The organism is Achromobacter sp. 77 (genome assembly GCF_020541125.1).
GTDB classification, from domain to species: domain Bacteria; phylum Pseudomonadota; class Gammaproteobacteria; order Burkholderiales; family Burkholderiaceae_B; genus Achromobacter; species Achromobacter mucicolens.
In genome coordinates this window covers 222,293-240,594 of the sequence record NZ_CP059848.1, presented here as the reverse complement: position 1 = coordinate 240,594, position 18,302 = coordinate 222,293, and the positions used below count along the sequence as shown (strand labels likewise).

Annotated in this window: 14 protein-coding genes; 7 read left to right on the top strand and 7 right to left on the bottom strand. The window is 64.5% G+C overall.

Annotated elements, in window-relative coordinates; genetic code table 11:
• Positions 1-62 precede the first annotated feature (62 nt).
• Both H4P35_RS01130 and H4P35_RS01125 read left to right on the top strand, forming a co-directional pair.
• A complete protein-coding gene (locus H4P35_RS01130) occupies positions 63-3,455 on the top strand; it encodes an ATP-binding protein (RefSeq protein ID WP_226847729.1) in 3,393 nt (1,130 codons plus the stop codon).
• Entirely contained in the window at positions 3,439-4,332 is an 894-nt protein-coding gene (locus tag H4P35_RS01125; RefSeq protein ID WP_226847728.1) for a response regulator, read from the top strand. The genes H4P35_RS01130 and H4P35_RS01125 overlap by 17 nt, the downstream gene beginning before the upstream one ends.
• Positions 4,333-4,399: 67 nt before the next feature.
• Here H4P35_RS01125 and H4P35_RS01120 read toward each other — a convergent pair whose 3' ends face one another.
• Positions 4,400-5,806 carry a PLP-dependent aminotransferase family protein gene (locus H4P35_RS01120; RefSeq protein ID WP_226847727.1) on the bottom strand — a complete coding sequence of 469 codons (1,407 nt, stop codon included), beginning with the start codon at positions 5,804-5,806 and terminating at the stop codon, positions 4,400-4,402.
• A gap of 198 nt (positions 5,807-6,004) precedes the next feature.
• Here H4P35_RS01120 and H4P35_RS01115 point away from each other — a divergent pair, with 198 nt between their 5' ends.
• A complete protein-coding gene (locus H4P35_RS01115; RefSeq protein WP_155721921.1) occupies positions 6,005-6,172 on the top strand; it encodes a hypothetical protein in 168 nt (55 codons plus the stop codon).
• A 114-nt stretch (positions 6,173-6,286) separates the two neighbouring features.
• Here H4P35_RS01115 and H4P35_RS01110 read toward each other — a convergent pair whose 3' ends face one another.
• From H4P35_RS01110 to H4P35_RS01100, 3 genes are all read right to left on the bottom strand, one after another.
• A complete protein-coding gene (locus H4P35_RS01110) occupies positions 6,287-7,891 on the bottom strand; it encodes an MFS transporter (protein WP_226847726.1) in 1,605 nt (534 codons plus the stop codon).
• Positions 7,892-7,955: 64 nt separating this feature from the next.
• The gene (locus H4P35_RS01105; RefSeq protein WP_226847725.1) at positions 7,956-8,660 is read right to left on the bottom strand and encodes a hydrolase; all 705 of its coding nucleotides are present in this window, start codon (positions 8,658-8,660) and stop codon (positions 7,956-7,958) included.
• A gap of 248 nt (positions 8,661-8,908) precedes the next feature.
• The gene (locus tag H4P35_RS01100; RefSeq protein WP_226847724.1) at positions 8,909-9,631 is read right to left on the bottom strand and encodes a PIG-L family deacetylase; all 723 of its coding nucleotides are present in this window, start codon (positions 9,629-9,631) and stop codon (positions 8,909-8,911) included.
• Positions 9,632-9,805: 174 nt separating this feature from the next.
• Here H4P35_RS01100 and H4P35_RS01095 point away from each other — a divergent pair, with 174 nt between their 5' ends.
• Positions 9,806-12,091: a bifunctional diguanylate cyclase/phosphodiesterase gene (locus H4P35_RS01095; protein ID WP_226847723.1), complete on the top strand. Its 2,286-nt coding sequence runs from the start codon at positions 9,806-9,808 to the stop codon at positions 12,089-12,091.
• Between the two features lie 186 nt (positions 12,092-12,277).
• Here H4P35_RS01095 and glmS read toward each other — a convergent pair whose 3' ends face one another.
• Positions 12,278-14,110: a glutamine--fructose-6-phosphate transaminase (isomerizing) gene (glmS, locus tag H4P35_RS01090; protein ID WP_056320281.1), complete on the bottom strand. Its 1,833-nt coding sequence runs from the start codon at positions 14,108-14,110 to the stop codon at positions 12,278-12,280.
• A gap of 150 nt (positions 14,111-14,260) precedes the next feature.
• On the opposite strand from glmS, the gene H4P35_RS01085 reads away from it, so the two are divergent.
• The 3 genes from H4P35_RS01085 (at position 14,261) to H4P35_RS01075 (ending at position 15,858) form a co-directional block, all read left to right on the top strand.
• Complete coding sequence (locus tag H4P35_RS01085) at positions 14,261-14,749, top strand: Lrp/AsnC family transcriptional regulator (RefSeq protein WP_226847722.1); 489 nt, start codon at positions 14,261-14,263, stop codon at positions 14,747-14,749.
• A 20-nt stretch (positions 14,750-14,769) separates the two neighbouring features.
• Positions 14,770-15,168 (top strand): hypothetical protein, encoded by a 399-nt coding sequence (locus H4P35_RS01080; RefSeq protein ID WP_226847721.1) that lies wholly within the window; start codon positions 14,770-14,772, stop codon positions 15,166-15,168.
• A gap of 147 nt (positions 15,169-15,315) precedes the next feature.
• Positions 15,316-15,858 carry a nucleotidyl transferase AbiEii/AbiGii toxin family protein gene (locus H4P35_RS01075; RefSeq protein WP_235512675.1) on the top strand — a complete coding sequence of 181 codons (543 nt, stop codon included), beginning with the start codon at positions 15,316-15,318 and terminating at the stop codon, positions 15,856-15,858.
• A gap of 47 nt (positions 15,859-15,905) precedes the next feature.
• Here the strand turns inward: H4P35_RS01075 and H4P35_RS01070 are convergent, their stop codons facing one another.
• Positions 15,906-16,964: a glycosyltransferase family 4 protein gene (locus H4P35_RS01070; protein ID WP_226847720.1), complete on the bottom strand. Its 1,059-nt coding sequence runs from the start codon at positions 16,962-16,964 to the stop codon at positions 15,906-15,908.
• A complete protein-coding gene (locus tag H4P35_RS01065) occupies positions 16,961-18,283 on the bottom strand; it encodes a UDP-glucose/GDP-mannose dehydrogenase family protein (protein WP_226847719.1) in 1,323 nt (440 codons plus the stop codon). The genes H4P35_RS01070 and H4P35_RS01065 overlap by 4 nt, the downstream gene beginning before the upstream one ends.
• Positions 18,284-18,302: the final 19 nt, after the last annotated feature.

Below are 18,302 nucleotides of genomic sequence, written 5' to 3'. Positions count from 1 at the left end.
CCCAGGGCGTTACAACGGCATCTACGTTCAATGACGTATCCCCACCTTCCGCGGAGCCCGATTTGTCTGCCAGCGCGCCCCAACGCATCGTCAAGATCCGTCGCGACTACAACACCTGGGTCGCCAATGAGACGCTGGAAGACTATGCGCTGCGTTTCACGCCCGTGTCGTTTCGCAAGTGGTCCGAATTACGGGTCGCCAATACCGCGCTGGGCGCCGTGTCGTTCCTGGCGCTGGAGGCCATCGGCGGCGCGCTGGCGCTGAACTACGGCTTCGTCAATGCGTTCTGGGCCATCATCGCCGTGGCGATCGTCACCTTCCTGACCGGGTTGCCGATCGCCTATTACGCGGCGCGGCATGGCCTGGACATGGATCTGCTGACGCGAGGGGCCGGCTTTGGCTACATCGGCTCGACCATTACCTCGCTGATCTACGCCTCCTTCACCTTCATCTTTTTCGCACTGGAGGCGGCCATCATGGCGCTGGCCATCGAGCTGGCCACCGGCCTGCCGCTGTCCATTGGCTACCTCTTGTGCGCCGTCGTCATCCTGCCCATGGTGGCTTATGGCATTACCTTCATCAGCCGGCTGCAATCCTGGACGCAGCCGATCTGGCTGGTGCTGCTGCTCTTGCCCTATGCGTTCATCGCCTGGCGAGATCCCGGGACATTGCAGGAGTTCCTGCGGTTTCCGGGCTACGACGGCCGGGGCGGCAATTTCAATCTGCTGATGTTTGGTTCGGCCGTTGCGGTGGCCGCCTCGCTGGTCACGCAGATCGGCGAGCAAGTCGACTTTCTGCGCTTTCTGCCCGAACGTACGGCCGCCAACCGCACGCGCTGGTGGCTCGCCCTTGTCTGCGCGGGTCCGGGCTGGATCGTGCCCGGCGCGGCCAAGATCCTGGGCGGGGCCTTTCTGGCCTGGCTGGCCCTGTCCCTGGGCACGCCGCCCGACAAGGCGGGCGACCCCACGCATATGTATCTGGCGGCCTATACCTATGTCGTCAGCAATCCGGGCCTGGCGCTGGCCCTGGTAACGGCCTTCGTGGTGATCTCGCAGGTCAAGATCAATGTGACCAATGCGTATGCCGGCTCGCTGGCCTGGTCCAACTTCTTTGCCCGCATCACGCATAGCCATCCAGGGCGCGTGGTGTGGCTGGTGTTCAACGTGCTGATCTCGGTGGTTTTGATGGAGATGGGCGTGTTCGGCGCGCTGGAGCATGTGCTGGCAGTGTTCTCGCACGTTGCGCTGGCCTGGATAGGGGCGCTGGTGGCCGATCTGGTGATCAACAAGCCGCTGGGGCTGTCGCCGGCCCGGATCGAATTCCGCCGCGCCTATCTGTATGACATCAATCCGGTGGGTGTGGGCAGCATGCTGATCGCCATGACACTGGGCTTGCTGGCCTTTGCCGGCGTGTTCCCGGGCACGGCGGGCGCGCTGGCGCAGGCCTTGTCGCCGTTCGTCGCCTTGCTGGCGGCCTTTGTCTGCGCGCCGGTCATCGCCTGGCGCACGCGGGGCCGCTACAACCTGGCGCGCACGCCGGTCGATGTCGCGGGTTCCGATCATGTCTGCGTGATCTGCGCCAATCGCTTCGAACAGCCGGACATGGCGCATTGCCCGGCCTACAACGGGTCCATCTGTTCCTTGTGCTGCACGTTGGACGCCCGCTGCCAGGATCGATGCAAGCAGCAGGGACGCTTGAAGGATCAGGTGCAGGCGGTCCTCGCCCGGGTGTTGCCGGCGCGGGTCACACCGCTCTTGCATAGCCGCCTGGGCCACTACCTCCTGATTGTGATGGGGATGGGCGCACTGCTGGCAGGCATTCTGGGCCTGATCTACTACCAGGAGTACGCCAGTCACATACGGGGCGGGCTGGACCCCTCGGGTTTGCGGCCAACCTTCCTGAAGCTGTATGCCGCGTTGCTGCTGATCGGCGGCGTGGCGGCCTGGTGGCTGGTGCTGGCGCACGAAAGCCGGCGCGTGGCGCAAGAGGAATCGGATCGCCAGACCCATCTGCTGCTGCGCGAGATCCAGGCGCACAAGCAGACCGACGCGCAGTTGCAACAGGCCAAGGAAGCGGCCGAAAGCGCCAATCTGGCCAAAAGCCGATTCATGGGCGGGATGAGCCACGAGCTGCGCGCGCCCTTGAACAGCATTCTGGGTTACGCACAGATTCTGCAGCGCGACCCCGGCTTGCCACCAGCGCGGCGCGAGGCGATCGACGTGATTCATCGCAGCGGCAAGCATTTGATCGGTCTTATCGACGGTCTGCTGGACATCGCGCGCATCGAGGCGGGCCGGCTCAGGCTCGAGAACAGCGAGCTGCGCCTGCCCGAGTTTCTGGAGCAGATCGTGCAGATGTTCAGACCGCAAAGCACCCTCAAGGGGCTGAGCTTCTGCTACGAGGCGGCCGAACTTCCCGCCATCGTGCATATCGACGAAAAGCGGCTGCGGCAGATTCTGATCAACCTGTTGAGCAACGCGCTGAAGTTCACCTCGGCAGGACAGGTGTCGATGCGCGTCAAGTCGGCCGCGGACATGGTGTTGTTCGAAGTGGAGGACACCGGCCGAGGCATACCGGCCGAGGATCTCGAACGCATCTTTCTGCCCTTCGAGCGCAGCTGGGCGGGGGTCGAACAGGCCGATTCCGGCACGGGCCTGGGGCTGACCATCTGCCGCATGCTGACCGGCATCATGGGCGGCGAGCTGACAGTGCGCAGCGTCGTCGGCCGCGGCAGTGTGTTCACGCTGAAACTGTTCCTGCCGGAAGTACGCTCGCCGCGCAGCGACGCCCGGCCGTCCGGGCTGGTGGTGGGCTACCGCGGCGAGCGCCTGCGGATCCTGACGGTGGATGACCAGCCCTCGCAGCGGCACCTGGTTCGCGACCTGCTCGAGCCGCTGGGCTTTGAGGTTCACGAAGCGCCGCATGGCGCCGCGTGCCTTGCCTGCGTGCACACGTTGCGGCCTGCGCTGATACTGATGGACGTCTCGATGCCAGACATGACCGGATGGGAAGTTGTGCGGCGCCTGCGCGATGAAGGCGTGGCCGTGCCCATCGTGATGCTGTCGGCCAACATCCTGGGGCTGGATCCGAAAGACCCGGCGCAGCGCGGGCACAACGCCTTCATTGCCAAGCCGGTGATGGTCGAGGACTTGCTGAACCATCTGGGCCGTTTGCTCAAGCTGGACTGGCAAGTGGCGCCGGTCGAAGCGGCGCTGCCGGCGGGTGACCTGCATCGGGTGGCGCTGGAACGCGAGGATGCGGAGGCGCTGCTGGAACTGGGGGCCATGGGCTACATCAAGGGTATCCAGGCCAAGCTGGAAGAAATACGGGGCCGCCGCGCCGAAACGCGCGAATTGACGGCGCATCTGCGGGCGCTGGCAGGCGAGTTTCAACTGAGTGAATTCAATCAGGTGCTTAAACACCATGTGCAGCGTCACCATGCCCACGCCCGATAAAAACCTCGTCATGCTGGTCGACGACGCGCCAGACAATCTGAAAATGCTGTCCACCGCACTGGATGCGGCGGGCTATCAGGTGCTGGTGGCAATCGATGGCCAGTCGGCGATCGAGCGGGTGGATTTCGTGGTGCCGGATATCGTGCTGCTCGATGCGGTGATGCCGGGCATGGACGGCTTCGAGACCTGCGCACGCTTGAAAGCGCACCCCGCGGCGGGAGACGTGCCCGTGGTGTTCATGACGGGCCTGACCGAGCCCGAGCACGTGTTGAAGGCGTTTCGTGTGGGCGGCGTCGACTATGTGACCAAGCCGCTGGACCCGGACGTGGTGGTGGCCCGGCTGCGAACGCATCTGCGCAATGCGCGCAGCCTGTCGGCCGCCTTTGACGCGATCGATGCGGCCGCACGCGCCGTGGTGGCGCTGGATGCGAGCGGGCAGCCAATCTGGAAGACGGGCAAGGCGCGGATCTGGTTGACGGCGTACTTTGGCTGCGCCGAGGATGCGTCAGAGCTGCCCGCGCCCCTGGCGGACTGGGTGGCGCGCAACCTGGCGGCCGGCCCGGCGGCCGAGCCATTGGTGCTGGTCAGCGCGAGAGGGCGCCTGACCTTGAGCCTGTCGGCATCACGGCGCAGCGGCGAAACGTTGCTGCTGTTGCAGGAGACGGCGCCATTGGCCACAGCCTACGGCCTGACGCCGCGAGAGGCCGATGTGCTGCGCTGGCTGGCCAAGGGAAAAACGAATCGGGACATCGCCGAGATACTGGGCATGTCGCCAAGAACGGTGAATAAACATCTGGAACACATCTACGTCAAACTGGGCGTGGAAACGCGCGCGGCGGCGGCTGCGCTGGCAGTGCGGCAGGGCGAAGCGTTCTGACGCGCTCGGCGTCGCCAGGTCTCCCGGCACTTCGACGTCGACGCGCAAGACCCGGCACCCAAGCAAATCAAACCCGAGAAACCGGCCCCGCAACATCGCCCTTGAGCAGCTCCGCCAACCGGGTCAGACCGTGCGTCAACCGCGTTCGGTCAATTGCTCCCCCCAACGACACACGCAGCGCCAAGGGGCTGGACGCCCCCGTGGAAAATGACGCCGAGTCAGTCACACTCACCCCTTGCGCCAGCGCCGTCTGCTTGAGCCGGTAGCAGTCGATATGAGGCGGCAACTCAAGCCAGAGGTGCAGCCCATTCGGGTCGGCATCAATCTTGCCCGGCAGGATCGACGCCGCGACGGCTTGGCGATGCTGCAGCTCGCTCCTGACCTGCGCCAGCCATTGAACGGCAGCGCCCGACTCGATCAACGTCGTTGCCATCTCCGTCATCCAGGGCGTGGGCATCAGCGCCAGCGAACGCAGGGCATCCAGCACCGGACTCAACGGCTCGCCGGCAGGCACGACAAGATAAGCGGTTCGAAGGCCGGGCGCGATGCATTTGGACAGCGTCGACACGTAATACACCTGCGCCGAAGACGTGTTGGCCGCCAGAGAAAACATCGTGCTGGGCGCATGCTCGGCCAACAGCCAGTACGGATCATCTTCAATGACCGGCAGCGCATGTTTGGCCGCGACGCGCAGCAATGCCGTTCGACGTTCCGTGGACAGCGTGATCGCCGTCGGGTTCTGGATGGTCGGATTCAAATACAGCATGGCGGGGCGATGCCGTTCGCACACGCGCTCGAGGTCGGCGGGGTCCATGCCGAATTCATCTGACTTCACGCCAACGGCCGAGCGCTGGAGCAGGCGGGCCGCGGCCAGAAAGCCCGGGTAGGTCAATGCATCGCACGCAATGGCGTCGCCCGATTGGCTCTTGGACAGCAGCAGCGCCGCAATCGCGGTTTGCGCGCCCGGGCAGACCACGATCCGCTCGCTATCCGTGTCGCCCGTCATTGGCTGCAGCCACGTCGCGGCTACCGCACGATGCCGGTTGGCGCCGGCGCCCACGTGATAACTCATCAGATCCATTGCGCTTGCGGCCGCCTGGGTGGCGACGCTGCCTTGCGCGAGCAGGTCTGCAAACGCCGCACTGCCAAGCAATGGCGGGATGTTCATGCCCAGATCGATCGTCCCGCCCGCCTCCAATCCCGAATAGGACACGTACGTCCCGCCCGCTCCCTGCGCTTCCAGGATCCCCTTCTGGCGCACTTCCGTGTACGCGCGCGTGACGGTCGTCAGGTCGACGCCCAAGGTCTGGGCCAGTTCGCGCTGCGGGGGCAGCCGGTCGCCGGGCCGAAGGACACCGTCCTCCACCGCTGTCTCGATTTGCGTGGCGATCTGCTGGTACCGGGAACCCGAGCCCGCGGTCAGCGGCCGCACCCACGACGTGTTGGCTTTTTTCAGGCGACGCGAGAGAGCCATGGCTTTTCTTTATGTATGGGTTTTCTGCTTCCGGCAAGAGGGAATCCAGTCGTGACCGGACGATTCAACTTCTTGTATGGATTTTGGCGGTAGAATTTGCGAACTTGTATGGATTATAGCGCTCGCGCTGCGCGCTCCTGGCCTTGTTGGGCATCGCCGGGGAGTCCACGAAGCTGCTGAAGGCAGCATTTTGAGGCAATGATGAATTTCTGGATCCCCGTCGTTTTCGGTACGTTCAAGCTCGCCATTTTGGGCGTATGCATGTTCCTCGCCATCAAGTCTCATCGCGAAGGCGCCAGAAAGGAGCGGGAGAAAAAAGAGCTTGAACGCCTTGAAAGTCTCAAGGCGCTGGCGCCGGAACGTTGATCGGATCAGCGCGGGACGGCCCTGTCCGTCCCACTCAAAGACGGATGAAGCCCAGGGCTGCATCCAAGCACGAAAGAATGCGGCTCGCGTGAGCCGCATCCGATGACAACACGATTACGACAGCGGCGGCGCCACGAAGTGGGACACCTTCGGCGGCGCGTCGCCGATGTGGAAACCCCGCGCTTCGGCCTGCTGGTCCGCGTCGGCGTGGGTCACACGCTCATGCTGGCGCAGGTGTTCCAGCCACGAGGTCACGAGGAAGTATTCCTGGTAGCGGCCCGGCTGCGCCGCATCCTCGAAGATCCCCCAGGCGTAGGCCCCGTCGCGGCGGCGCTCCGCGCCGACGTGCTGCATGGCCTGCACGAAGTCGGCGCTGCGCGCCGGGTCGATCAGGTATTCGACCGTGATCATGACCGGGCCACGATCATGCGACACCTCTTGATCGATCAGGGGCTCGGGCCAGTGCATCGACGGCGCAAGATCCAGGTCCGCGCCCAGCTGCAGCTTGGCCTTGCGGGTCAGCAGCATCGCAACCACCGAACCGGCGGCGGCGATCAGCAGCGCGGCGGGCACGCCGGCACGCACCGCCGTCTGACCCCAGATCATGCTGCCCGCGGTCATCGACCCAAAGAACACCGTCACGAAGATCGCCAGGCCACGGGCACGCACCCAGTCCGGCAGGGCAACCTGCGCCGAGACGTTGAGCGAGGTCAGCACCATGATCCACGAAGCGCCCGCCAGGAAGCTGAACGCACCGGCCACCACGGGATGCGGCACCACCGCAAACACCACCAGCGTAAAGGCGGTTCCCAGCGTGCCGGCCATGACGCTGCGGTCAGGCCCCAGCTTCTTGCGCAGCGGCGGCAGCACCATCGCGCCGATCACCGCGCCCGCCCCGACGCAGCCCAGAATGATGCCGTAGAGCAAGGCGCCGCCCTGCAGCACCTGACGCACGATCACCGGCAGCAAGGCCCAGTAGGCGCTGGCAAACAGGAAGAACGCGACGGCGCGGACCAGCGTGGACTTGAGCGGCTTGCTGTGCAGCGCAAAGCGCACGCCGGCACGCATGGCATGAAACAGCTGCTCGCGCGGCAGGCGCTTTTCAGCGGCGGCGGGCGGCTTCCACCAGATCAGCGCGGCCACGACCACGATGAAGCTGACCGCATTGACGAAGAACGGAATCGCCACGCCGATGCTGGTGATCAGCACGCCGGCCAGCGCTGGACCAATGGCGCGGCTGACGTTAATGCCAACGCTGTTGGTCGCGATGGCCTGCTGCAGCGACGGGCGCGGCACCAGGCTGGGCACGATGGCCTGCCAGGCCGGCGCCGACAGCGCCGTGCCAATGCCCATCAGCAACGTGAAGCCCAGCAGTACCCACGGCGTCGTCAGGCCAAACCACACCACCAGCCCCAGCGCCAGCGCAATGACGCCCATCGCAATCTGCACCATCAGCAGCAGCTTGCGGCGGTCCATCGTGTCGGCCAGCGCACCGGCCAGGAGCGACAGCAGAAAAACCGGCAGCGCGCCCGCCGTCTGCACCAGCGCCACGAACATCGGCGACGGCGACAACGACGTCATGAGCCAGCCCGCGCCCACGTCATGCATCCAGGTGCCGATGTTGGACAGCACGGTGGCAATCCAGATCACTGAAAAGGCGGAGTAGGCGAAAGGCGAGGACGGCGGGGCGTCGGCGGGGCGGGTGTCGGCGGTCGTCATGGGAGGCTCCGGGCGGCCAGGCGGTATGGAAAAAAGCCCGCGGCATTGGCCGCGGGCCTGGGATTCAGCGAGCGGTAACCGGCGCCGCGACGGGCGCGATCGCCTCGTGTGCAGTCTGCGTGCGCTGACCGGCCTTGTGCACCATCGTGTAGGCGTAATCCACACCCATGCCGTAAGCGCCCGAGTGTTCCTTGACGATTTCCATCACGGCATCATACGAGTCGCGGCGGGCCCAGTCACGCTGCCATTCCAGCAGCACCTGCTGCCAGGTGACCGGCACCACGCCGGCCTGGATCATGCGTTGCATGGCCATGTCATGCGCTTCCTTGGACGTGCCGCCGGACGCGTCGGACACCATGTAGATCTCGTACTCGCCTTCCAGCATCGCGCTCAGGGCGAAGGTGGAATTGCACACTTCCGTCCAGAGACCCGCCACGATCACCTTCTTGCGGCCATTGGCGGCCAGCTGATCGCGCACCTTCTGGTCATCCCACGAATTCATCGAGGTGCGTTCCAGCACTTTCTTTTCCGGGAAGACATCGAGCAATTCCGGATAGGTGTAGCCGGAGAACGATTCGGTCTCGACGGTGGTGATGATGGCCGGAATGTCGAACGCCTTGGCCCCCTTGGCCAGCCCCACGACGTTGTTCTTCAGCGTCTGGCGGTCGATCGACTGCACGCCGAAGGCCATTTGCGGCTGGTGATCGATGAAGATGATCTGGCTGTTTTCGGGGGTCAGCACTTCGAGCTTGGCGTTGGTGTGGGTCATGTCAGTGTCCTTGGAGAGGTAGGTTTTGGGGTGTTGCTTGCAGCGCGTCGCTGCCATGACCAGAACTATATTCTTCAGGACAATCTATCGGTAGATGGCGATTTTTGGCCTCAGCGTTCTTCATATAGAACGATCAGGCAGCCAAGCGGCTCAGTCCTCGGGGTTGGCTTGCGGTCGCCTGTCCTTTTTTGAGGCACGCGGTTCGATGACGTCACCCGCTATAGCCGAGCGTCTCGCCACGCGCCATCTCAGACCGCATCCCTGGCGCTGCCCGTAAGCCGCCAGTACGTTTCATGCACGGCCAGTTTCAGTGCCGTGCTGTCCAGCCCCATCAGTTGCGACGCGTAGACGCCGATGGCTCGCGCCTTGCCCGCCGCATCGACCGCCAGGTGCGCCGGCGTGGCCGTCACGCCACGCGCCTGCAACTGCGACAGCCGTGCCTGCACGACACCTTGCTGCTGGCGATATGGCACATCCTCGTAACCGAACCAGGCCACGCCCGGCAACGCATCGCGGATCATCAGGGCGGCGTCGCTGACCCGCACGTGATCGCTGTGGAACAGGCCCAGTGGCATGACCACGGTCGCGGGCGCAAGCCTCATCAGCAGGTGGAACAGACGCTCGGTGATCAGCGGCGCATCCTCGTCCGCCGTCGATGTGTATTGGCTGTCCAGAAAATCCAGCCCCATTCCGGTCGCGCCCACCCTGCGCAGCGCTTCCCGGTCTTCCGCCAGCCGGCATTCCATCGCGGCGGCGGCATTGGCGAAACCGCAGCGGCGGTCCCAATCCGTAAGCAGGTTCGGCGTGGGCGCCCGTGCCGTGTACACCGTCACGACCGTGCTGCCGGGGCGCGCGGCGAGCAAGCCGGCGCAACTCAGGATGGCGTCATCCAAATGAGGCGATATCACGGCCAGGGGAGATTGGGGCAGCGACGGATCGTCGGCCCAGCTGTGCGCTTGCGCGGAAACCATCGGAATCTTCGATCCGCAGCGGATCGTAGTTGTGGGAGCATTGCATGCAGCAAATACCATGCCGCAAAGCCCCAGGTATGCACGGCGCGGATTGCCGGCACGCAAGGTGGACGGCGCGAACGTGCGGGCACGTAATTTGCGTTGCCGCCCTCAACGAAACGGAGCTGTACCGGCATGACACAATCAGAAGGATCGCTTCCCCGTTCCGCCGGCGGCCTGCTTGTCCTGCTGTTGATCGCCTTTGGCGTATTCCTGGCGGCGTTGCTGTTTTCCCTGCATTTGTCCGTCGAAAAAAGCGACGACATGTCAGCGATGCGCCAGAGCAAGGAATTGCAGCTGGCGATCAGCAACGTCCTGGACGACGTGGCGCAGGCCCAGGAAACGGTGGCCGTCTGGGACATGCTCTTTGACGAGCTGGACAAGCCCGCGCCCGACCAGGCCTGGCTGGATGACAACGTGGGCGCATGGCTGCACCGGCTGTTCAAGCACGATCTGGTGTTTGTGCTGGGACCGGACAACCAGATGCGCTATGGAAACGTCTACGGCGAACGCGTTCCACCGGAACGCTACGCGGCCTTCGAGCCCGACATCCGCCCGTTCATCGCATTGACGCGGGGCGAGGCCACCCGGCCCAACAACGACCACGAACGCCTGCCCGGCCAACCGCCCGCGCCCGACGCCTCCACACGCACCACAGCGGCCGCGGTGCACGCCACCGACCTTGCCATGATCGGCCAACGGCCAGCCGTCGTGAGCGTCATGCGCGTCGCACGGTTTCCGCCCAACCTGGACACGCCGACAATCGCGTCACGGAATCTGCTCGTCAGCGTCCGGTTCATCGATGGCGATTTTTTGCGCGCGTTCTCCCGGGACAACCTGATCGACGCGCTCCATTACCATCCCGTGCGCGCCCGCCATGTGCAGGCCGACGAGCGCGAGGAGCGCCTCCGGTCCTCAGACGGCACCTTGCTCGGCTACCTGATGTGGCGGCCGGATCTGCCCGGTTCCGAACTCTGGCGCGCCATGCTGCCCGCCGTTGCCGCCATGCTCGCCGGCACGCTCATTCTGGTGGCGTTGCTGGCACTGCGCACCTACCGGCTTCTGCGCCAACAGCAGGCGCACCTCTCCGCCCTGCGCAAGGCCCATGTGGAACTGAAGGCGAGCGAAGCGCACGCCCACCATCTTGCCTTTCACGACGTGCTGACCGGCCTGCCAAACCGCGCGTATTTCGGCACCTGTGTCGATCAGGCTTTGGCCCGCCGGCGGCCCGATGCAAGCTGCGCGGTGCTGCTGCTGGATCTGGACCATTTCAAGCAGGTCAACGACACATGGGGCCATGCCGCGGGCGATGCGCTCATCCAGGCGTTCACCCGACGCGTCAAGCTTGCCGTCGGCCCGGAAGACTCGGTCGCGCGCCTGGGCGGCGACGAGTTCGCCGTCCTGATGCAGAACGCCACCGAAGCGGGCGCCACCGATCTGACCCGCCGCATCCTGGCCGATGTGCGCGCGCCTTTCGACCTGCTGGGCGGCCGCGCCTTCGTGGGCGCGAGCATCGGCGTATCGATGGCCCCGCGCGACGGCACCACGCGCAGCGAGCTGCTGCGCAAGGCCGACATCGCGCTCTACCGCGCCAAGGATCTAGGCAGGAACCAGTACTGCTTCTTCGCCCCCGAGATGGACGAAACGCTCAAGGCGAAGGCCGTGATCGAAGAGGATTTGCGCGCCGCGCTGGCGGACAGCGACCAGCTTCAGGTCCACTTCCAGCCGCAGATCGACAGCGGCACGCAGCAGCTCGTGGGCGTTGAAGCGCTGGTGCGATGGAACCACCCGGCCAAGGGCCCCGTGTCGCCGCAGATCTTTGTGCCGGTGGCTGAATCCACCGGCCTCATCGTGCCGCTCGGGGAATGGGTATTGAAACAAGCCTGCCGCGCGGCGCGGCAATGGCCAAGCCTGTCCATTGCGGTAAACCTCTCCCCCAAGCAGTTTCGCGGCGCCGACTTTGCGGAACGCGTCATCGATCTGGTGCGGCGCGCTGATGTCGATCCGGCGCAGATCGAGCTGGAGGTTACTGAAGGCGTGCTCATCGAAGACGACGGCCGGGTGCAGAAGGCTATCGGCAAACTGCGCGCCGCCGGCTTCCGGATCGCGCTGGACGATTTTGGAACGGGCTACTCCAGCTTGAGCTACCTGCAACGGTTTGCCGTCGACAAGATCAAGATTGACCGGAGCTTCGTCGCAAACATCGGAGAGGGCAGCGATTCCACCGCCATCGTGAACGCGGTGGTGACGCTGGGGCGCTCGATGGGCCTGACGGTCAATGCCGAAGGGGTGGAGACGGCCGCACAACGCGACTTCCTGCGTGCTGCCGGATGCGACGAAATGCAGGGATTCCTGTTCTCCAAAGCCGTGCCGGAAGCAGAAATTACAAAACGCCTCCAAAGGGCGCCCGCCGCAACCTAACTGCCCGCACGTCGCCCATCCAGGCCTGGCACGTCGTGCGGCGCGCGGCAAATGTGAAAAAGGGCCGCTTACGCGGCCCTTGCACTTGAACAAAGCTGATATTGCGGGCAGATGGAAAGAAACGATAGGAGTCGTCGCTGCGACCGACTTTATTTATCCTTCTCAACCGATGCAGCCGCTACCGCGTCACTCCACCGTCACGCTCTTTGCCAGATTCCGCGGCTTATCCACATCCGTGCCGCGTGCGCAGGCGGTGTGATACGACAGCAACTGCAGCGGCACCGTGTGCAGAATCGGCGACAGCTTGCCGTAGTGTTCCGGCATGCGGATCACGTGCATGCCTTCGGCGCTTTGGATCTTGCTGTCGGCGTCGGCAAACACATACAGCTCGCCGCCACGCGCGCGCACTTCCTGCATGTTGGACTTCAGCTTTTCCAGCAGCTCGTCCTTGGGCGCGATGGTGACGACCGGCATATGCTCGGTGACCAGCGCCAGCGGGCCGTGCTTCAGTTCACCGGCCGGATAGGCTTCGGCGTGGATGTAGCTGATTTCCTTGAGCTTGAGCGCGCCTTCCAGCGCGATCGGGTAGTGCATGCCGCGGCCCAGGAACAGGGCGTTTTCCTTCGAGGCGAAGCGGTCGGCCCACGCCATGATCTGCGGTTCCAGCGCCAGCACCGAGCCGATGGCGGACGGCAGGTGGCGCAGCGCCTTCAGGTGCTCGGCTTCCTGCTCTTCCGTGAGCTTGCCGCGCGTTTGCGCCAGCGCCAGGGTCAGGAGGAACAGCGCGGTGAGCTGGGTAGTGAAGGCCTTGGTCGAAGCCACGCCGATTTCGACGCCGGCGCGCGTGATGTACGACAGCTTGCACTCGCGCACCATCGCGCTGGTGGACACGTTGCAGATGGTCAGCGTGTTTTCCATGCCCAGCGAGCGCGCGTGCTTCAGCGCGGCCAGCGTGTCGGCGGTCTCGCCGGACTGCGAGATCGTCACGACCAGCGAGCGCGGGTTCGGCACGCTGTCGCGGTAGCGGTATTCGCTGGCGATTTCGACGGCGACCGGGATCTTGGCGATCGATTCGATCCAGTACTTGGCGGTCAGGCCCGCGTAGTAGCTGGTGCCGCAGGCCAGGATCAGCAGGGAATCGACTTCCTTGAAGATCTTGTAGGCGTCGTCGCCAAAGAGCTCCGGCGTGATGGATTCGATATCTTGCAGGGTGTCGCCGACCGCGCGCGGCTGCTCGAAGATTTCCTTCTGCATGTAGTGCCGGTAGGGGCCCAGTTCGGCGGCGCCCGTGTGCACATGCACGGTGTGCACTTCGCGGTCGACGTTCTTGCCGGCGGCGTCCACGATCCAGACGCGCGACAGTTGCAGGTCGACGACATCGCCGTCTTCCAGGTAGATGATCTGGTCGGTCGTGCCGGCCAGCGCCAGCGCGTCGGACGCCAGGAAGTTCTCGTTCTGGCCCACGCCCACCACCAGCGGCGAGCCCTGGCGCGCACCGACCACACGGTGCGGTTCGTCGCGGCAGAACACGGCGATGGCGTACGCGCCATGCAAACGGCGCACGGCGTTCTGCACGGCTTCAAAGAGGTCGCCCGCGTACAGGTGGTTCACCAGGTGCGCGATGACTTCGGTGTCGGTCTGGCTTTCGAAGACGTAGCCGACGGCTTGCAGCTCGGCGCGCAGTTCGTCGTGGTTTTCGATGATGCCGTTGTGCACGAGCGCGATGCGCGGCTCGTCGTTGCCCAGGTGCGAGAAGTGCGGGTGGGCGTTGTGCGTGGCGGGAACGCCGTGCGTGGCCCAGCGGGTGTGGGCGATGCCGGTGAAGCCTTGGACCTTGTCCTGCGCAACCTGATCGGCCAGTTCGGCCACGCGCTGCGTGCTGCGCGTGCGGCGCAGATGGCCGTCGGCGTAGACGGCGACACCGCAGGAGTCGTAGCCGCGGTATTCCAGGCGCTTCAGGCCTTCAACGAGGATCGGGGTGATGTCGCGCTGGGCGACGGCGCCAACAATGCCGCACATAGGAGTGACTCCGGGTAAGTTCAGTACCGACGCATTGTGCGCGACCCATAAAGAAATTTGATTTCTTTATGTTCACTTATTTGGCAGTTAATTCCCTTACACAAATGTGATTAAACTATCTTTCGTCGAATCGACAGATTTGAATTAATCATGCAAAACACCCCAATTTCCCTGCCCGAACTCGATGATCTGGACCGGCGCATTCTTGAACAGTTACAAGAAGACAGCTCGCTGACCAACCAGGATCTGGCTGCGCGGGTGCACGCGTCGCCGCCGACCTGCCTGAGGCGGGTGCGGCGATTGGTGGAAGAAGGGGTGATCGACCGCCAGGTGGCGATCCTGTCAGCCGAGAAGCTGGGCAGCACGCTGACGGCGATCGTGGAGATCACGCTGGACGTGCAGGCCGCCGAAAGCCTGGACGCCTTCGAGCAAAGCATGGTGACCGAACCCGCGGTGCTGCAGTGCTACCGGGTGTCGCCCGGCCCGGATTTCGTGGTGATCGCGCAGGTAAAGGACATGCCGGCCTACCACGCGCTGGTGCATCGCGCCTTCACGGCGCAGGCCAACGTGCGCAATGTGCGCACGTTTTTTTCGGTGCATCGGGCCAAGTTCAAGACGCGGATCGATGTGCGGGGGTAAGGCAGTCGCGCAATTTCATCATGAACGAAGCGCGCCGCCCCCGACGGGTGGATAATGCGGCGAAGATGCACGAAAGGCCGTCGCCGATCTTTCAGGAGTTGACCTTGCCAACGCAATTCACCCCGTACCTCGAGATGATAGCCACCCACCTCAACGCCCCCTATGGCGAGGTGGTAAGCCCGACTGATGTCGCCGCCGCACTGCGCCACGGCGATTTGGCGTCGGTTGCGCACGACGCACTTGCGCAAGAATTACTCGCGCATATGTTCTTTGAGCTGGATCCGGAGTTCATTGGTCGAGCCAGCTTTGAAGCGGGTGTGCGCCTCGAAGAAGCTGACGCGCTGTACCAGAACGCCCGCCAGCATTTCGACCTGCCCCGGGCTGTGCGGTGGGAGGAAGCGCTCGAGGGGGTGCTGTGAATGGGGACTTCAAGGAAAGACATCCTGCTTCATCGCGCATCCGGCCCGTGGACGCGTTTGGAATCGCGCGCGCAGGCTCTGGTTGAGGATGCACGCCGTCATGGCGGCGATTCATTCCGGCCTGTACTGGGCGGCGGAACACGCTTGATGCTCGCCCTCAATCATCGAATCAGCGACGATGTTGACCTATTCGTTGATTCGCCGGGATGGCTTCCGTATGTTTCGCCGCGGCTTAACGACCTCTTCGAAAACGAACTGTCGGGCTACAACGAGGACAACGCCCATGTGAAGCTGCGCTTTGCCGAGGGCGAAATCGATTTCGTCGTTGCCGCACCTCTACTGCCGGACACGCCTGATATCTGGAACCCTTCTGCACCGGAAACCCGCTTTCCTTTGGAGCCGCCGGCCGAGGTGTTGGCGAAAAAACTGTTCTTCCGCGGTTGGGCGCTCACCGCCCGGGATTTGTTTGACTGGGCTGTGCTGCAGACCGAAGCGCCTGCAGGCGCAATTCCCGAGCAGGCGCTGGCATCGCTTCTAAAAGCCAAGCTTGATGGCTTGGACGCCGCCCTGACGCATATGTTGCAAAGGCCATCTCAACGGGTCGCCTGGGATAGGATCAGAACCGACCGCTTGCCCGATCTGGATAAGACCGCTGCGTGGGCGAAGGAGAAGGTTGCGCAATGGCGCTGACGCCTCAGCATCCGGACCCCGTTGCCCATCGCTAGAGGCGTTCAACCCTACCTGCGCCCCACCAGCCGCTCGAACTGCGCCAGATACCGGTTCCCCATCTTCTGCACGTCGTGTTCATTGCGCACGTACTCATAAGCACGTTCGGTGACCTCGTGCCGAAACGCCGCATCATCCAGGCAACGCGCCATGCCCGCCGCCATCGCCTGATGATCCCCCACGGCGCATAGCACGCCGCGGCCGTCGGCCAGGCTTTCCTTCAGACCGCCGGCGTCGGTGGACACCACCGGCACGCGCTGCAGGAAGGCGTCCAGCACGCTACTGCCCAGCGCTTCTTCCTCGGAGCTCATGACGAACACGTCGAGGATGCTGTAGAAGTCTTCCACGCCCTTGCGAAAGCCGGCAAAGCGGTAGACGTCTTCGATGCCAAGCTTGCGGGCCTCGTCCTTGGCCTGCTGTTCGCGGTCGCCGCCGGCGCCGAAGTGCAGGAAGACAAAATCACGGCGCGTCTTGGCCAGTTCGCCGACGGCGCGCACCAGCGTGACCGGGTCCTTGTCCCGAATGAGCGCGGCGGAGGTCGCCATGACCTTCTTGCCTTCCAGATCGAACTCGCGAACCAGGTTGGCGACGTTCTCGGCGTTGATCTGATGAGGTTCGACCGCGCTGCGGATGATGACGGGTTCGATGCCCAGGCGGCGCGGCTCGCTGGCTGCCATCTCGCTGATGGCCACGAAGAGGTCGGCGTGGCGCCACTTGTAGCCGGTCTTCCATTCGTCGCCCGGCTTGACCACGAACGACGTGCGGCGCGAGAACGCCACGGGCCGGCGGTGCAGCCATTTGGTCAGCACGGCCCAGGTGATGGTGTTGGCGGTCTGTGCGTGGATGATGTCGTAGCGGCCGGCGCCGGCCAGAAAGGCCAGCTGTCCGGGCACGTTGCGCACGGTGTGGGCGACGAATCCTTCCTGGCGGGCGCGCTCGGCCAGCGGCGCGCCTTCGCGGCACATCACTTCGACGTCATGGCCCGCCTTGCGAAAGGCGCGCATGCAATAGAGCGTCTGGCGCTCGCCGCCGCGCCAGCCCTTTTCGAAGTTCAGTTGCAGGATCTTCATGCGCGGCCGATGCCCGAGTACTCAAAACCCAGGCTGCGCACGTCGGCCGGCGTGTAGAGATTGCGGCCGTCGATGATGAGCGGCGTCTTGAGCAGCGCCTTGACGCGATCGAAGTCGGGCGCGCGAAAGACCTTCCACTCGGTGGCGATGAGCAGCGCGTCCGCGCCGTCCAGCGCGTCGTACATGTCGGCGGCGAAGCTGATGCCTTGATGGCCGGCCAGCACGCGGCCAGCCTCGTGCATCGCCACCGGGTCATAGGCGCGCACCTCGGCGCCGCGGCGCGTGAGTTCGGCGATGGCCGTCAGGCTGGGCGCTTCGCGCATGTCGTCGGTGTTGGGCTTGAAGGACAAGCCCCACAACGCGATCTTGCGCCCGCGCAGGTCTTCACCAAAGCGCTCGACCAGCTTTTCAGAAAGGCGGAACTTCTGCGCGTGGTTCGCGGCCTCGGCGGCCTCGATGACGCGCATCGGCAGGCCGTGTTCGGACGCGGTGTTGACCAGCGCCTGCACGTCCTTCGGAAAGCACGAGCCGCCATAGCCCGCGCCCGGGTACAGGAAGTGATAGCCGATGCGCGGGTCCGCGCCAATGCCGCGGCGCACCTGTTCGACGTCGGCGCCCAGCACTTCGGCCAGGTTCGCCATTTCGTTCATGAACGAAATGCGCGTGGCCAGCATGGCGTTGGCGGCGTACTTGGTCAGTTCGGCCGAGCGCACGTCCATCACCATCAGGCGGTCGTGGGTGCGCTGGAAGGGTTCATAGATGCGGCGCATGACGCCGATCGTGTAGTCGTCGTCCGCGCCGACGATCACGCGGTCCGGACTCATGAAGTCGTTGATGGCCGCGCCTTCCTTCAGGAATTCCGGATTGGACGCCACCGTGAACGGGATGTCGACGCCGCGCTCGGCCAGTTCCTTGGCGACCACGGCGCGCACCTTGTCGGCCGTGCCGACGGGCACGGTGGACTTGTCCACGATCAGCTTGCGCGAGGTCATGTGGCGCGCGATGTTCTGCGCGGCGGCCAGCACGTACTTGAGATCGGCGGAACCGTCTTCGCCGGGCGGAGTGCCCACGGCGATGAACTGGACGTCGCCGAACGCCACGCTTTGCGCGATGTCATCGGTGAAATGCAGGCGCCCGGCCTGCACGTTGCGGCGCACCAGGTCTTCGAGGCCCGGCTCGTAAATGGGAATGCCGCCCTGGCGCAGCAGCGCGATCTTGGCCGCATCCACGTCCAGGCACATGACATCGTTGCCCATGTCCGCCAGGCACGCTCCCGACACCAATCCTACGTAACCGGTACCCACGACCGTGATCTTCATGCCTGTGCGCCTTCAAAAT

Coding starts and splice junctions, on each gene's coding strand:
- H4P35_RS01125 (WP_226847728.1), top strand. CDS start 3,439: ATGCCCACGCCCGATAAAAACCTCGTCATGCTGGTCGACGACGCGCCA.
- H4P35_RS01120 (WP_226847727.1), bottom strand. CDS start 5,806: ATGGCTCTCTCGCGTCGCCTGAAAAAAGCCAACACGTCGTGGGTGCGG.
- H4P35_RS01115 (WP_155721921.1), top strand. CDS start 6,005: ATGATGAATTTCTGGATCCCCGTCGTTTTCGGTACGTTCAAGCTCGCC.
- H4P35_RS01110 (WP_226847726.1), bottom strand. CDS start 7,891: ATGACGACCGCCGACACCCGCCCCGCCGACGCCCCGCCGTCCTCGCCT.
- H4P35_RS01105 (WP_226847725.1), bottom strand. CDS start 8,660: ATGACCCACACCAACGCCAAGCTCGAAGTGCTGACCCCCGAAAACAGC.
- H4P35_RS01100 (WP_226847724.1), bottom strand. CDS start 9,631: ATGGTTTCCGCGCAAGCGCACAGCTGGGCCGACGATCCGTCGCTGCCC.
- H4P35_RS01095 (WP_226847723.1), top strand. CDS start 9,806: ATGACACAATCAGAAGGATCGCTTCCCCGTTCCGCCGGCGGCCTGCTT.
- glmS (WP_056320281.1), bottom strand. CDS start 14,110: ATGTGCGGCATTGTTGGCGCCGTCGCCCAGCGCGACATCACCCCGATC.
- H4P35_RS01085 (WP_226847722.1), top strand. CDS start 14,261: ATGCAAAACACCCCAATTTCCCTGCCCGAACTCGATGATCTGGACCGG.
- H4P35_RS01080 (WP_226847721.1), top strand. CDS start 14,770: ATGAACGAAGCGCGCCGCCCCCGACGGGTGGATAATGCGGCGAAGATG.
- H4P35_RS01075 (WP_235512675.1), top strand. CDS start 15,316: ATGCTCGCCCTCAATCATCGAATCAGCGACGATGTTGACCTATTCGTT.
- H4P35_RS01070 (WP_226847720.1), bottom strand. CDS start 16,964: ATGAAGATCCTGCAACTGAACTTCGAAAAGGGCTGGCGCGGCGGCGAG.
- H4P35_RS01065 (WP_226847719.1), bottom strand. CDS start 18,283: ATGAAGATCACGGTCGTGGGTACCGGTTACGTAGGATTGGTGTCGGGA.